The following is a 14,933-nucleotide window of genomic DNA, read 5'->3' as shown; positions in this document are numbered from 1 at the left end:
CTGGGAGCCGGTTTAGTTAGATAACCTGAATACATTATAGTACATTCTGGTTAAATTGTGAATAAATAACTAAAATATACCCAAAATGGCATCCCGTAACTCAAGCAATCAGATAGTTTACAGCAGAGATGTAATTAAGATGTAATAAAGAGTTGACAAAAACACCAAAATATGATAAAAATAACATAAAGACATTACCAAAACATACTCAAAAATGAAAAGTTAAGGAAGAAATCGGGAGGAGAAATGGGATGGCGTTAGAAAAAACTCAGACAAGGAAAAGGAACCTTATGATGGTCTTTGGTGCGTTTGCCATATTTTTTACAGGGTATCCGCACGTGTGGTCACTTTACCAGCCTTATGTGATGGAACAGGCGGGGTGGACGCAGGGGCAGGCGTCGATGTGCTTTTATCTGGCGCTTGTCACATTTGTTTTTGGAAATATTGTAGGCGGCCGGATTCAGGACAGATATAATCCAAAGATAGCGATTCTGATCGGGGGAGGGATCTTTTCCGCGGGAATTCTGTTGTCTGCATTTCTGATCGTGCCATCACCGGTACCGATTTATATAACTTATGGATTTATGCAGGGATTCGGACAGGGAATGATCTATACTACGATTCTTTCTATTGCGCAGAAATGGTTTCCCCATAAGATCGGGTTTGCCTCAGGGATTATCGTGACAGCCAATGGTCTGTGCGGATTTTTCCTGGCGCCTTTGAGCAGGACGCTTCTGGCGGCGGGAGGGCCGAAATTCACGTTTCTTGTGATCGGTTCCGCCATCGCGGCTTCCTGGATATTCGGAGTCATTTTTATTAAAAACCCGGATAAAGAACTGGGTGATAAACTGATGCGCTCTGCATCGCAGGCCCAGATACAGAGCTGCGGCAAGGAGCAGCACCAGTATACCGCGGGTGAAATGATCCGTACGAAGAAGTTTTATTTTCTGGTAGCCACCATGCTCTGCGGGCTGATGTCATACTTTATGGTTTCTCCGGTTTCACAGATCATTCAGTCTGAGCGGGGAATCAGCGCGGCAGTTGCGGCCAGTGCAGTCATGTTCGGGTCTGTGGTAAATGCGGCAGTCAGGCTGCTGCTTCCTACGATCTCTGATAAAACGGGCCGTACGAAGTGTGTGATGGGGGTTACGGTAGTTACGATGATTGCCATGATAACACTTGTTGTGTCTAGGTCTTATGTGACCACCATCGCGATTATCCTGATGTATGGATGCTACGGCGGAATTATGGGAAGTTTCCCGTCATTGACAAGTTCGATATTCGGACTGAAGTATTCAGGGGAAAATTATGGGATCGTCATGTCGGGAATCGTAGCGGCAAGCCTTGGTGCCCCGGCAATTTCGGGGGCTGTGACGAATGCAGGATATGATATGAACCTGGTCTTTAAGATCGGTGTGGCATTCGCAGCGGCAGCATTTATATTTATTATTTTACTGGAAAGAGAATTAAAAAAAGATTCTAAAGATGCAGTAGTCAAACAGGAAGAGATTCAGGTAGAAAAGGAGGAGACGATATGTCAATTGTAAAAATGAAGGATCTGCTTATTCAGGCGGCAAAGGAAAACAGAGGGTGCGGCGCGTTCAGTGTAGGTAATATGGAAATGGTTAAAGGCGCAATACAGGCAGCAGAGGAGCTGGATACCCCGATCATACTGCAGATTGCGGAAGTCAGGCTGAAACATTCACCACTGGCAATGATGGGGCCTATGATGGTGCAGGCGGCAAGAGAAGCAAAGGTGGATGTGGCAGTGCATCTGGACCACGGACAGACATTGGAAACTTTAAAGAAGGCTCTTGAGCTTGGGTTTACTTCCGTGATGTTTGACGGGTCAACACTTCCATTTGAAGAAAATATTTCAAGGACGATAGCCGCAAAAAATCTGGCAGACGAGTATGGTGCGACAGTGGAGGCTGAGCTGGGACTGGTAGGCGGAAGTGAGGACGGTTCGGAAAATCATGGAATCCGCTGTACGAACCCGCAGGATGCGAAAGTTTTCTGCGAAAGAAGCAGTGTGGATGCACTGGCTGTTGCAATCGGAAATGCACATGGAAATTATCCGGTGGCTCCAAAGCTTGCATTCGATGTTCTGGAGGAGATTCATCAAACAGTGGATGTCCCGCTTGTACTCCACGGGGGAAGCGGCATCACGGACGAAGACTTCAGGAAGGCGATATCACTTGGAATCCGCAAGGTAAATATTGCAACCGCAAGTTTCAACTCTCTGGTGAAAAAAGCAGAGGAATACATAGGAGGGGCAGGTGTACATAACTACTTCTCTCTGAATGAGGCGATGGTAGAGGGCGTTTACCAGAATGTAAAGCACCATATTGATGTCTTTAATTGTAAAAAGCCCCTGGTATAGAAAATGTCTGCTTTACGGCGGAAAAAAGTTTCTGTATAATATCAGGTATAGCAGCAGCCGGGAAGAACCGGCTGCTTTAGTAACCATGAAGTTTGGTACATAGGAGGCGCTTTAGATGTATAGGACGGTCATAGTAGATGATGATTTTCTGGTCAGGAGCTATCTGAAGCAGTTGGATTCCTGGCAGCGGTCCGGATATGAGATTATTGCAGATCTGCGTGACGGGGAAGAAGCTTTGGAAGTGATTGAGAAGGAGCACCCCGACCTCGTAGTGACGGATATATCTATGCCCCTCATGGACGGGATAGAGCTGATCCGGCGTGTACGGCTGGATAATCCGGGAATCTATATTATCGTACTGAGCTGTCATGATGATTTTGAGTATGTGAAAGAGGCAATGAAGCTTGGTGCGAATGAGTATGTCCTGAAAAACTCATTGAATGAAGACAGCCTCTATGAGATGCTGGAGAAGACGAAGCCCCAGCTTGCGGGCATCCAGTCCCGGCAGAAAGAGGTTGACGAGACGAAGAAGCTTGCACAGATGGGGCGGCACTCCCTTAAGTATCATTATTTTAACGGGCTTCTGTCTGGTTCTTTATCCCCAAAGGAGCGGGAAAATAGAAGAATCGAGGCCGGTGTATCCGGGAAATTTACGAACAGTGCAGTGGTGAGTCTTTTTATGCCCGGGTTTGGCGGAATCAAGGCCAACTGCCCGCCGCTTGAATTGGAGCAGTACAGCCAGCATCTTCTCCAGAAGCTGTTTGGCTGTTTATCTGAACTGCTGGGCGGGGAAAAGGAATTTGTGGAAGAAGTGTATTTGGGCGAGGGCGTCTTCTGCTGTTTTCTCGACCTGTCACAAATGCGCAGGGACAGCCTGATGAGGCAGCGCCTGACCAGTGTGGCAACGGCATGCTGCCGGTGCAGTAAAGAGGAACCATATACATTTGCCGTGGGTGTGAGTGGAATCTGTTTCGGCGAAGAGGGCATCCGGCAGGCGTACCAGCAGGTGAGAGAGATTACAAAGCTGTATTTTTATGAGAACAGCAACATTCTGTATTATGACGGTGCCCCCCTGATTGGCCGCGAACTCCCGCAAGAAGCCCTGGAACTTTCAAGGGAGATGACTTCCTATATAGATACACACAGGGCGGATGATATGGAGAAGGCGTTTAAGAAGGCGGCAGAGGCGTTTGAGAGGTGCCATACAGAGAGCAGGCTTGTCATTCACTGGCTGAAAGAACTGGATCAGAAAGTCTCCATAGAACGTGCTCCGGAGGCATATGGAAACATTATTAAGATCGGGCAGCTTACAGAATACTGTGAGGAGTACCGCAAGAAGCTGTTAAGCTCCAGAAAAAAGGAAATTCCGGAAACTGCGGGGCCTGTAATCCGCAAAGTGGTCGATTTTCTGCATGAACACTACCGCGGACAGATCGGGCTGACAGATGCGGCTGAGGCAGCAAATGTAAACCCGGCTTATCTGAGTTATCTGTTCAAACAGGAAATGGGGATCGGTTTCTCTAATTACCTGATGGACCTGCGCATGGAGTGCGCGAAGGACCTGCTTTGCAATACGAATGAAAAGATTAAAGATGTGGCTGTATTATCGGGGATGAATGATTATCATTACTTCTCAAAAGCATTTAAAAAACAGACGGGGATGAGCCCGGCGGACTACCGGAAGCAAGCTGGCTAATTTCTGATTTTGCTTGTCAAATGCCGTCCGATATATTATAATGAACGAAAGATGCGTGCGTATTGCGTGGACAGCGTGAAAAAGCGCGTGCATGAAGGGCGGAAGGAATGGTGAGCGTATTATGGCAGTGACGATACAGGATATAGCGGAGGCTGCGGGAGTGTCCAGGGGGACGGTCGACCGGGCTTTGAATAACCGGGGGCGGATTAATCCGGAGGTGGCGAAGCACATTCAGGATATTGCAAAGGAACTTGGCTATATACCGAAGCGTAAAAGGAATGAGAAAGATAAACAGCATATTAAGATCGGGGTTGTGACCCAGCTGTCGAAGGCTTCTTTTATGATTCAGGTGAAGAAGGGCATCGAGGATGCACGCAGGGAACTGGCTGACAGGGATGTGGAACTGATTCTGGAGGAATGCATGACAGTGGACGAGAATGAGCAGCTGAAGGCGATGGAAAAGCTGGCTGCCCAGGGCGTTTCGGGAATTGCAGTCATGCCGGTGGAATGTAATGCGGTCAGGGAGCGGATCAACCATCTGGTGGAAGACCTGAACATTCCTGTCGTTACATTCAATTCAGATATTGTCGGGACAAAGAGGAGCTGTTTTGTCGGGCTGGACAACAAAAAGAGCGGGCGTACGGCAGCAGGGCTCATGGGGGTCATGACAGGCGGAAAAGGCAAGGTACTTGTAATTACCGGATACTTTGGGAACAGTGTCAACAGTATGCGTGTGGATGGATTTGTAGAAGAGATAAAGACCTCTTTTCCGGAGATGGAGCTTGTCGGGGTCCAGAGCAGTTTTGATGAGACGGCGGAAGTGGAAAGGATTATTACGAACACGCTGGAAGTGTTTCCGGATTTGTCAGGCATCGTTGTTGTATCAGGCGGGCAGGCTGGAATACGCAATGCTTTTGAAAAGCTTCCGGAAAGGAAACGGCCGTTTGTAATCATATATGACCTGACACCGAAGAACGTAAAGGCGCTTCATGATAATGTGGCGGATTTTCTGATTGACCAGAATGGGTATACACAAGGGTACCGTTCCCTGTTTGTACTGGCGGATATACTGCAGAAGGGGCAGGAGCCGGCGGAAGAATTTCTTTATACGGATATTATTATAAAGACGAAATATAACGTTTCATAGATGAAAAAGGCATCGGCGCTTTGGCCGGTGCCTTTTTTGTCCGGGCAGCATATTAACCGTTACTGTTTACCATATATGCATTTTGTCCATATTTTCTCTTCTTTTTTCCCATTCTTATTCATTGCTTCATCAGATATAATGAGGACATAAACGAAAGGAGGAGAAAGTTTTATGAAAAAGAGAGGAAAAAAGATTGCGGCGCTGTTGATTTCAACGGCCCTGGCAGCAGGGATGCTTTCCGCGTGTTCAGGCGGATCGGGAGATGCGAAAAAGGAGAGCAAGAAAACAGATGGTAAATCAGACGGGGGAGTAACTCTTACATTATATGGGAATGCAGATGATGCTGCGAAACCATATATGAAGAAAATCTTCCAGCTTTATGAAGAGAAGACCGGAAATAAGATTGACGTTCAGGGGCTGGATGCAAGTAATTTCGAGAGTGTCTGCCTGACAAAATTCCAGACCGGAGATATCCCGGATATCCTGATGCATTTCGGCGGCTACAGTCTGGATGCCTACAATCCGGCAGAGAATTTTGTGGATTTTACGGATGCCAAATGGGTGGATGATATTGCAGACACTTCAAAGGCACAGACAATGAGGGATGGTGTAGTGTACGGACTTCCATTCTGGGAGTCATCTGTATCAGGATGCTTTTATAACAAGAAGATTTTTGAGGAACAGGGCTTAAAGGTGCCGACGACACAGGCCGAATTCGACGAGGTATGCCAGAAGCTTCTGGATGCAGGAATCCAGCCGATTTATATGGCGGCGGCAGATTCATGGCCGCTTCTGTACCAGTTTGGAATGGACCCCATCTTTAAGGATGGCGATCTTCTGGAGAAGATCAACAGCAATCAGACAACGTATTCTGATATTCCGGAAATGACAAGCCTTCTTGAGTGGTACAAGACAAGTGCTGAAAAAGGATATTTTGGGAAGGATTATTCTACAGATACATGGGATTACAGCAGTGAAGTGCTCGGAACAGGCGAAGCAGCAATGATCTTCTGCTGGGATACATGGTTTGATACAGATTATGACAGCGAATCCTATGACTATACAAGTGATGACTTCGGTCTGATGCCGATTTTCATGGGAACGGCAGAGGAAGGAACCTATGAAGGCGGGAATAACTCACTTTTACTCGTTAATAAGAATGGGGATAAGGTAGATACGGCAACAGAGTTTGTGAACTTCTGTGCAGACCCGGAAAATTATAATGAGGCGTTTGACGGCATTGCAACGACACCGACGTTCAAAGGAATGACAACGAATAAGCTTTCTTCCCAGTATCAGGGAGCAGAAGAGAGTATTGCAAAAGTAGGTAATCCGTCTATTGCAAATCCTGAGATTATCGGATTCTCACAAAACGATGGCGGAAAATGCATTCAGGAACTTCTGGTAGGAAATATAGACGTGAAAGAGTGCCTGAAACTGATGGATGATGAGAGAATTAAAGTAGCAACATCACAGAACGTAGAAGGATTCAAGTAGGAAGGAAGAAGTGCCTGCCTGTCAGCCAGAAACAGGCAGGCACTTTTTGTCCCCGGACGGCAGGTGTTCGCGTTTTTTTGAACCACTGCTTCTGATGAAAGGAAGGGAGAGTCTATGGATACAAAAAAAATATATCCGCGCTATATGATGATCATTCCGGTGATAGTATTTGTTATTTTCTTTGTGCTTCCGTCTACAATCGGATATGCCTATGCATTTACAGACTGGAATTCATATGTGCATGATGTGAGTTTCGTGGGATTGAAAAATATCATTGAGGTTTTCAGCGACAGGACGGTGCCGATAGCACTGGTGAATACGCTGATTTTTGCAGGTGCCAAAACAATCATTGTTACAGTACTTGGATTTGTTTTCGCCCTGATACTGAACAGGCAGTTGAAAACGAGAAATGCAATCAGAACTGTATATTTTATTCCGGCCATTTTTTCCGCGCTGGTTGTAGGCTTGATTTTTAGTGCGCTTTTTCAGACAAGGAACGGTACGATTAATCTGCTGGTACAGATGTTCGGGGCAGGCAAGATCCAGTGGCTGGGCAGCAGGTGGACGGCTGTATTCGCGATTTCTATTGCAGAGATATGGAGAAATCTTGGGTACGCAATTGTAATCACACTGGCAGGTCTGCAGTCTGTTTCACCGGAGTATATTGAGGCGGCAAAGATTGACGGGGCCTCCGGGTGGGCCCTGTTTAAGAATATTACGCTTCCCCTGATCATGCCGACCGTAAATGTAAACATTTTATTTAGTTTGATTTATGGACTGAAGATGTTCGACCTTGTATATGTTATGACAGGCGGCGGCCCGGGGCATGATACGGAGACATTTGGAACGCTGATGATGAACGAGATGGCAACGGGGCGGTACGCACAGTCTGTTGCAATCAACCTTGTGTTTACGGTGATCCTTGTAATTGTAGCAGTTGCTTATCAGAAATTTAGTGAAAGGTGGGAGAACGCAGAATGAGTAAAAAGACAAAGACGACAAATGTCATCCTGGAAGTTGTGCTTTGGGTTCTGAGTATACTGATTATCTACCCCATCCTTATGGTTGTTTTTACATCATTTAAAACAAAAGGCGAGGCGAGTTACCTGAACATATCTCTGCCGAAGGTATGGATGTTTGAAAACTATAAAACGGTCTGGGAACAGGGGAGTGTACTCCGGTCCCTTGTAAACAGTTGTGTAATCACGATATCAGCGGTTTTAATCGTAATTCTGCTGACTTCGATGCTTAGCTATGTTGTTGTAAGAAGAAATACGAAGCCATGCCGGTTCATTTACCGTTTTATGACATTTGGAATTATAGCGCCGTTTGCGGCCCTCCCGACGATTGAACTCCTGAAACGGCTGGGACTGTATGGAGGAAGACTGGGACTGATCTGTGTTTACAGTGCATTATATATTCCGTTTTCCACCATGCTTTTCACAAGTTTTATCAAAGGCATTCCAAGGGAACTGGATGAAGCGGCCGTCATGGACGGGGCAAAAGGTGGGAAACTGTTCGCACTTGTAATCTTTCCTCTTTTGAAGCCGGTGCTGGCTACCACGTCGGTGCTGAACTTTATGTGGATCTGGAATGAACTGCAGATACCAATGTATCTGTTAAATTCATCCGATAAATGGACACTGCCTCTGTCTGTCTACAATTTTTACGGACAGTACAGCAGAAGCTGGAATCTGGTGTGTGCAGATATGGTACTGATATCCATACCGGTTATATTGGTTTACATTTTTGCACAAAAATATATTATTGCAGGAATGACTGCGGGAGCCGTGAAAGGTTAGGAGGAGACGATGAAAAAACATTATTCTGGAACATGGGATTCTGTACGCACCCATGAGGTGCCGGACTGGTATGAGGACTGCAAATTTGGAATATTTATTCACTGGGGACTGTATTCCGTCCCGGCATATGCACCCAGAACATGGGAACTAGGCGAGGTGCCGGGGGATGAAACATGGTTCTGTAACAACCCTTATGCAGAGTGGTATTATAATTCCGTAAATGTGGGGCAGGGACCGAGTTATGAGCACCATAAAAAAGTATATGGGGAAGATTTTGCCTATGAAAACTTTGCAGACATGTGGAAAGCCGAGAAATGGGATCCCGATGAATGGGCGGAGCTTTTTAAAGAGGCCGGGGCGGGCTATGTTGTTCTGGTCACAAAACACCATGACGGATTCTGCCTTTTCCCGAGTGAGTATACAGACTACAATTCCGTAAAAAGAGGACCCAAACGGGATATTACCGGGGAACTGACCAGGGCGGTCAGAAATCAGGGGATGAGGATGGGAACCTATTATTCCGGAATCATCGACTGGCGTTTTGCCAACGATCCCATTTACCGGGAAGAAGACAATTTTGACAATGCCTGCCCGACCGCGGCATATGCAGATTATGCCTACATGCAGAGTAAGGAACTCATAGACCGGTACGAACCGTCAGTATTCTGGAATGATATCGGCTGGCCGCGGCAGGGCGTGAATGCGCTTCCCGGACTGCTTTCCCATTATTACAATACTGTGGAGGAGGGAGTGGTCAATGACCGGTTCAACGGATTATACCATGACTATACGACAAAAGAATATAAATACGGAGAATCCACGCGGGATGAAAAATGGGAGATGTGCAGGGGCATGGGCCTATCCTTTGGATATAATGCAGAGGAAGGCGATGACAAGATCATTTCTGTTCCGGAATTTATCAGGCTCCTTGTAGAAACTGTTTCCAACAACGGGAACCTGCTGATTAATATCGGACCGAAAGCGGACGGGACAATCCCTCAGGAGCAGGTAAAACGTCTCAAACAAATCGGAAAATGGCTCAAAGTAAACGGCGAAGGAATTTATGGAACCAGATGCAGCAAACGGGAAAACGAGCTGCGTGAAGATGTGGACCTCTTCTACACAAGAAAAGAGGATGACCTTTTTGTATTCGCGGATGTGAAGGAAAAGCTGCCGCAGGAAATCTTTATCAAGGGTGCAAAAGCACCGGAGGGTGTCATAGCTCTTGATGAAAACGTAGAGCTTACATACAGGACGGAGCAGGAAGGCGTATACCTGAACATATTGAAAAATGAGTCAGGGTTCAGGATGGCCGGGGTTCGGATTCCGGGAGGGGAGTAATAAGTGACTGTCTGGAAAATTTATAATAAAGCCCGCTGATTAGCAGGTGCGTCGAAGGGAGTTTATTTCCTTGAAAAACTCGGCATAGTCGTAATTATCGGCTATGCCGGGTTTTCTTTGCTTTTCGGTAGATTGGCTTGACACTACTGTTTGGTGCTGGGGTTGTAATCTTCAACGAAAACGTTTATAATAGAAAACAAAAGTTTGATGGAGGTGTAATATGACAACAGCAGAACAAATCAAAGTGCTTTGTGTCCGAATGGATATAAGTCTGTCTGAACTTGCACGGCGAATAGGTCAGTCTCCCCAAAACTTTAGTGCAAAGCTAAAGAGAGGGACTATCACAGATACAGAACTTGTAAAAATAGCTGATGAGTTAAATATTTCCTATGAGCAGTCATTTACACTGCCTAACGGAGAGAAAATACAATTGACCAACGGAGGAAAAGATAATGACTGATACAAAGAAGGAACAAGAGCGTGATGAACTGCGAGAAGCTATTCGTAATATCATCGAAGAAATCGAGGTGGGCGTATGAAAAAGAAAAAGGAGATTTCTATTGTACGTTCTTCGGCCGCAGAGTATCTTACGTTTTTAACTGCCACAGGTCAAAGCGATGTGAATGCTATTTATGCAGATGAAAATGTGTGGTTAAGTCAAAAAATGATGGGATTGCTTTATAATGTAGAATCTCATACAGTCACCTACCATCTGCAGAAAGCTTTTAAAACAGGCGAATTGGATGAGAATTCAGTTACTCGAATTTTTCGAGTAACTGCCAGCGATGGCAAACAATATGATACAAAGCATTATAATTTGAAAGCTATTATTTCTGTAGGAAATAGAGTAGATTCTCCGCGGGCGGTACAGTTCCGTAAATGGGCAAATGATATTATTGAAGAATATACAATCAAAGGTTTCGCTATGGACGATGAACGGCTCAAAAACGGCGGAACTGTTCTGACAAAAGACTATTTTGAAGAACAGTTACAGCGCATTCGTGAAATCCGGCTTTCTGAACGGCGTTTTTATCAGAAAATCACGGACATTTATGCTACCAGTATTGACTACGATCCAAAGGCAAACCTGACAAGGCAATTTTTTGCCCGTGTTCAGAATCAACTTCATTGGGCGATTCACGGCGAAACAGCTGCAGAAGTGATATATCATCGTGCAGACAGTGAAAAAGAGCATATGGGACTTACCACATGGAAAGATGCACCAGGTGGGAAAATACAGAAATTTGACGTGTCGGTTGCCAAGAATTATCTAACCGAAAAAGAATTGAGGGCGATGTCCAGAATCGTCAGTGCATACCTTGATCTTGCTGAAATGAAAGCGGAGGAAGAGGTTCCTATGACTATGGAGGACTGGGCAAAACAGTTTGAGGGTGTTCTTCGTCTTTCACAAAAGGAAATCCTAACTAGCGCAGGTAAAATATCTGCTGAAATTGCCAAACAGTATGCAGAATCTGAATTTGAAAAATACAGGGTAAAGCAAGACCACCTTTTTGAAAGCGATTTTGACCGTTTTATGTTGGAAGAGAATACATCGGAAGACGGTGGTGGGGAATGAACAAAATAGACGAATTGATAGAGGAATGGTGAATCTCTCTCTTTTGATATTTGTTTGATTTGAATACACAATAGTTAAAATATACGCGAGTAATCAGAAAGCAATGTTGACATTTTTTCTCATGGGCCTGCCAGAGTGGGCAGTGGGGAATTTATGGTTGTAGACGGCATCTCCTATTATGTAGATTATGAAAATGCCAGTGCTGTACCTGTCTGCAATAAGCCGGACTGCCGGCATTTATCGCCTAGACTTGACCGTGGTTCCACGTGCAATGCGGCGATGGAATATGAGGCAATATTTCCTTATTCCGGTCATTTGTATGGAATAAAGCTGGAATCAAAAGGGGAAATGGAGGTATTTGCATCGGATTTAGACGGGGGCAACAAAGAACGTTTAGGGGAGTTCCCGGCAGGATCTGTACTGCAGGATTTTTTACTGGTTCAGTCAAAATTGTATTATACAACTTTTGGTTTGTCCAGTGAGGTTCCAAAAGAGAGTGATTCAGATATGGAACTGACATGGGATTTATATACGCTTGATTTGGATACGTTGGATACCGAAAAAATAATCTCACATACGGATATTGGACATGGCATTTATCTTTTAGGCGGAACGGAGGAATATCAGATTTATTCAATGGGCGATGAATCGTCGATGGCATTTTATAGTTTGGAATATAGTACAGCGCAGTCTGAGAAAATACCGATAAACGGTACAGGGTACCAGCAGGTAATTCCCCGTAAAGATGGTTTTTATTATGTACATATTTCGGACAATGATGCATGCAGTATTCATTATTTTGATATGGATAAAAAGGAAGACCGGGTTTACGTCAGTGAGGAAGAAATCATTGACTTGCTGGGGGATGACGTTGTGACCGTCAATTTACAGACTTCCTTTGGGGACGGGGTTATATTTGGCGCTTATACTATGGACCAGACCCAAAAAGGCGTGTTTCTGAAAGAAAACGAGGATACACCAAGTGTAAGACTGGAGCTGCCGGACCAGATGGAAAAGGAAGAGGGCATACAGTTTAATGGTTTTAGCAGCGAGACGGAAAACGGGATGTTTTTTAGGTATGTAAAGCAGACAGAGATTGAAAAAGATGTGACTGATACGGTAACCTGGTATGCATATGAAGATAAGCAGGCACTGCTTAATAGAACGGATGATATAAAGATTGTGATTGAGCCTAAGGTGTCCAGTATGTCAAACCCTGTGGACAGCGGGGGGAATATTTTGAATTAGACGGGTAACTGTTTACGGGCATGTCTGTGAACAGTGACTTAAATAGGCTTGAAAGGGGGAGGAAGTTCTGGATGCTTATAAATATGAACTTAAAAAGTTTTCTGGGTACCCCTTTTTCTGGTGCCTTTTTATCCTCCTTTTTCTTTTGAATATTTGGACGGTCTTTCAAACAATAAAAAACCAGCAGTTTCGCCCGGAGAGTGTAAAAGCTGTTTATCAGGACCTGTCAGCGGTCCCTCAGGAGGAGCAGGCTAAATGGATTCAAAATAAAAAAGAAAAAATAGGGACGGAACCAAGTTATACCGGGAACTTGATTTTGGAGAAAGAGCTGTTTGCCGAACTCACAAAAAATTTACAGCAGACACAAAACTATGATCTTTATCTGGAGGAGATAGAACAGAAGGCTGAGCAGATGACATCTGTTATTTTTTCGGATGACCGGTCATATGCATACAGGAGTGCACAGAAAACTCCGGCAGTTTTTAAAAAACTACAGGGGATTCATGTGACAACAGATGTATCAGAAGGCGTGATTTTAGCAACAAGGTCAGAATTTACAGATTTTTGTATGTTTCTGATCATTATAGCCGCAGTTTACTTTTTGATTTTTGAAGAACGGAAATTTAAACTGTATGCCCTTTTAAAATCAACATACCGGGGGCGGCAAAGTGTGATTCGCGCAAAGGTTTTCTCGGGGGCAGGTATCGTACTTTTCTGTGTGCTTGTTTTTTATGGGGGAAACTATCTGATCGGCTGCTGTAAATATGGGTTTGGTGATCCTGCGAGATCTGTGCAGTCTGTAACAATATTGTATGAAAGTCCGTTCAGGCTTTCGGTGCTGGAATATTTGGTTTTGTACCTGGTTTTGAAATTTATCGTATGTTATTCTGTTGCTGGCAATGCTGTTCGCGCAGAAGGTGAAAGGTTCTGCCGGTTTACTGGCTGCTGCTTTTTTAAGATATATAAATATCATGGAATATATAAAAGTATATCCTGTCTTTGAAAAATATAGAAATCTCAACTTTCTTGATTATCCAGTGAGTTCAGGAAAGGTCTTCGCAGTCTTTATATTATTTATGGCAGTGCTGTTGTACTTTGTAAACTGCAAAAGTTTTAGGCGGACTCCGAAGGTGAGAATACGCAGAGAAAAAGAAGGACCGCATTATTTCAGAAAAAAAGTAATTATTGTGCCGGATTTATTTTTGCACGAATTATATAAAGTCTGTTTTGTTCATAAAGCAATTATACTAGGAGGTGCCCTTCTGGCTGCGGCCATTGTTTTGAGCCGGGGAAATATAGAATATTCAGATATGTCAGAGGACGTATACCGTTACTACCTGTTGGAAAATGAGGGAGGATTAACTTGGGAGAAAGTACAGTATTTTGAAGAAAAGAAGGAAGAATATGATGCCATATTTAGTATGACAGCGGAAGAAAGTGGACTTTCAGAAGAGGAAGTTTTACATAAAAAGAGCAATGCCATGTATACTTATGGTGGATTTATGAGGGCGTATAATCAGGTACAGTATGTTCTGGGCCGGAATGCCAGCGATCCGGAACATAGTCTTTGTCTGGTTTATGAGACTGGATTTGAGATACTTCTTTGAGAGAGGAGTATAATGTATACGGGAAGTATGATATTGTTGTGTGTAATTGCAGCAGTTTATACAGCATCCGTATCTCTGGGTAAGGAATATGATTTGCAGGTTATCAATCTGCTTAGAAGTACCAGATATGGAAGAAGGAATTTACTATGTAATAAATTACTTTCCGTTTCTTTCTTTGTATTTATAACCGCGATACTGGTTAGGATACCGATGCTGCAGCAGATCGGCAGGCAGTACCCGATGGAATTATGGAATGTGAGAGTACAGTCTTTGAGCAGTGCATCGCAGTTCACAGGAAATTATACAATTGCAGAATATGTCATACTTGTTTTTGTGGGACAGTTTCTGGGAATGATGATTCTTGTTTTTACGGTGATGGCATTATCAACGTGGGTAAAAGATTCTATAATAACGATGGTTATTGCGGCGGTAGTCTTCATATTGCCATTGATATTGGAGTGGAATGGATTTTTTGTAGTCAGCCAATTTTCATTGAACGGAATATTGGAGACGCACAGACTGCTCCAGAGCAGTAATACAGTAAAAGTGTGCTATGCAATGATGTTTATAATAGCGCTTCCTTGTGTTTGCATATGGAGTTTCCATAAAACATGTAAAGGAAGCCGATAGGAGTAG

Annotated in this window: 14 protein-coding genes; all 14 read left to right on the top strand. The window is 44.3% G+C overall.

Annotated elements, in window-relative coordinates:
- Window positions 1-251 precede the first annotated feature (251 nt).
- The 14 genes from A8806_RS08660 to A8806_RS08595 all read left to right on the top strand — a co-directional run bounded on the left by A8806_RS08660 (window position 252) and on the right by A8806_RS08595 (window position 14,927).
- Window positions 252-1,547: an MFS transporter gene (locus tag A8806_RS08660; RefSeq protein WP_109730792.1), complete on the top strand. Its 1,296-nt coding sequence runs from the start codon at window positions 252-254 to the stop codon at window positions 1,545-1,547.
- On the top strand, window positions 1,535-2,383 hold the full coding sequence (locus A8806_RS08655) for a class II fructose-bisphosphate aldolase (RefSeq protein ID WP_109730791.1): 849 nt from the start codon (window positions 1,535-1,537) through the stop codon (window positions 2,381-2,383). Before A8806_RS08660 ends, A8806_RS08655 begins: the two co-directional genes overlap by 13 nt.
- A 115-nt stretch (window positions 2,384-2,498) precedes the next feature.
- A complete protein-coding gene (locus tag A8806_RS08650) occupies window positions 2,499-4,079 on the top strand; it encodes a response regulator transcription factor (protein WP_109730790.1) in 1,581 nt (526 codons plus the stop codon).
- 121 nt (window positions 4,080-4,200) lie between these two features.
- A complete protein-coding gene (locus tag A8806_RS08645) occupies window positions 4,201-5,226 on the top strand; it encodes a LacI family DNA-binding transcriptional regulator (RefSeq protein WP_109730851.1) in 1,026 nt (341 codons plus the stop codon).
- A 171-nt stretch (window positions 5,227-5,397) separates the two neighbouring features.
- Window positions 5,398-6,723, top strand: a complete 1,326-nt coding sequence (locus A8806_RS08640) for an ABC transporter substrate-binding protein (protein WP_109730789.1) — start codon at window positions 5,398-5,400, stop codon at window positions 6,721-6,723.
- Window positions 6,724-6,837: 114 nt separating this feature from the next.
- A complete protein-coding gene (locus tag A8806_RS08635) occupies window positions 6,838-7,704 on the top strand; it encodes a carbohydrate ABC transporter permease (RefSeq protein ID WP_109730788.1) in 867 nt (288 codons plus the stop codon).
- Window positions 7,701-8,525, top strand: a complete 825-nt coding sequence (locus A8806_RS08630; protein ID WP_109730787.1) for a carbohydrate ABC transporter permease — start codon at window positions 7,701-7,703, stop codon at window positions 8,523-8,525. Before A8806_RS08635 ends, A8806_RS08630 begins: the two co-directional genes overlap by 4 nt.
- A 9-nt stretch (window positions 8,526-8,534) precedes the next feature.
- Window positions 8,535-9,866 (top strand): alpha-L-fucosidase, encoded by a 1,332-nt coding sequence (locus tag A8806_RS08625; RefSeq protein ID WP_109730786.1) that lies wholly within the window; start codon window positions 8,535-8,537, stop codon window positions 9,864-9,866.
- Window positions 9,867-10,086: 220 nt separating this feature from the next.
- Window positions 10,087-10,326, top strand: coding sequence for a helix-turn-helix domain-containing protein (locus A8806_RS08620; RefSeq protein WP_109730785.1), 240 nt, complete (start codon window positions 10,087-10,089; stop codon window positions 10,324-10,326).
- Between the two features lie 75 nt (window positions 10,327-10,401).
- Window positions 10,402-11,442 (top strand): virulence RhuM family protein, encoded by a 1,041-nt coding sequence (locus A8806_RS08615; protein WP_109730784.1) that lies wholly within the window; start codon window positions 10,402-10,404, stop codon window positions 11,440-11,442.
- A gap of 135 nt (window positions 11,443-11,577) precedes the next feature.
- Window positions 11,578-12,690, top strand: a complete 1,113-nt coding sequence (locus A8806_RS08610; protein WP_146203266.1) for a hypothetical protein — start codon at window positions 11,578-11,580, stop codon at window positions 12,688-12,690.
- 316 nt (window positions 12,691-13,006) lie between these two features.
- Window positions 13,007-13,693, top strand: coding sequence for a hypothetical protein (locus tag A8806_RS08605; RefSeq protein WP_181368633.1), 687 nt, complete (start codon window positions 13,007-13,009; stop codon window positions 13,691-13,693).
- Window positions 13,694-13,820: 127 nt separating this feature from the next.
- A complete protein-coding gene (locus A8806_RS08600) occupies window positions 13,821-14,297 on the top strand; it encodes a hypothetical protein (RefSeq protein WP_146203264.1) in 477 nt (158 codons plus the stop codon).
- 12 nt (window positions 14,298-14,309) lie between these two features.
- Window positions 14,310-14,927, top strand: coding sequence for a hypothetical protein (locus tag A8806_RS08595; RefSeq protein WP_109730780.1), 618 nt, complete (start codon window positions 14,310-14,312; stop codon window positions 14,925-14,927).
- Window positions 14,928-14,933 lie beyond the last annotated feature (6 nt).

Origin of the sequence: Faecalicatena orotica (assembly GCF_003149245.1) — a bacterium.
In the GTDB taxonomy this organism is placed as follows: domain Bacteria; phylum Bacillota; class Clostridia; order Lachnospirales; family Lachnospiraceae; genus Faecalicatena_A; species Faecalicatena_A orotica.
The sequence above is the reverse complement of the archived record's forward strand: the minus strand, read 5'-3'. Positions and strand labels throughout refer to the sequence as shown.

Bases quoted from the DNA above. Each gene is read 5' to 3' on its own strand.
- A8806_RS08660 (WP_109730792.1), top strand. From the start codon at position 252: ATGGCGTTAGAAAAAACTCAGACAAGGAAAAGGAACCTTATGATGGTC.
- A8806_RS08655 (WP_109730791.1), top strand. From the start codon at position 1,535: ATGTCAATTGTAAAAATGAAGGATCTGCTTATTCAGGCGGCAAAGGAA.
- A8806_RS08650 (WP_109730790.1), top strand. From the start codon at position 2,499: ATGTATAGGACGGTCATAGTAGATGATGATTTTCTGGTCAGGAGCTAT.
- A8806_RS08645 (WP_109730851.1), top strand. From the start codon at position 4,201: ATGGCAGTGACGATACAGGATATAGCGGAGGCTGCGGGAGTGTCCAGG.
- A8806_RS08640 (WP_109730789.1), top strand. From the start codon at position 5,398: ATGAAAAAGAGAGGAAAAAAGATTGCGGCGCTGTTGATTTCAACGGCC.
- A8806_RS08635 (WP_109730788.1), top strand. From the start codon at position 6,838: ATGGATACAAAAAAAATATATCCGCGCTATATGATGATCATTCCGGTG.
- A8806_RS08630 (WP_109730787.1), top strand. From the start codon at position 7,701: ATGAGTAAAAAGACAAAGACGACAAATGTCATCCTGGAAGTTGTGCTT.
- A8806_RS08625 (WP_109730786.1), top strand. From the start codon at position 8,535: ATGAAAAAACATTATTCTGGAACATGGGATTCTGTACGCACCCATGAG.
- A8806_RS08620 (WP_109730785.1), top strand. From the start codon at position 10,087: ATGACAACAGCAGAACAAATCAAAGTGCTTTGTGTCCGAATGGATATA.
- A8806_RS08615 (WP_109730784.1), top strand. From the start codon at position 10,402: ATGAAAAAGAAAAAGGAGATTTCTATTGTACGTTCTTCGGCCGCAGAG.
- A8806_RS08595 (WP_109730780.1), top strand. From the start codon at position 14,310: ATGTATACGGGAAGTATGATATTGTTGTGTGTAATTGCAGCAGTTTAT.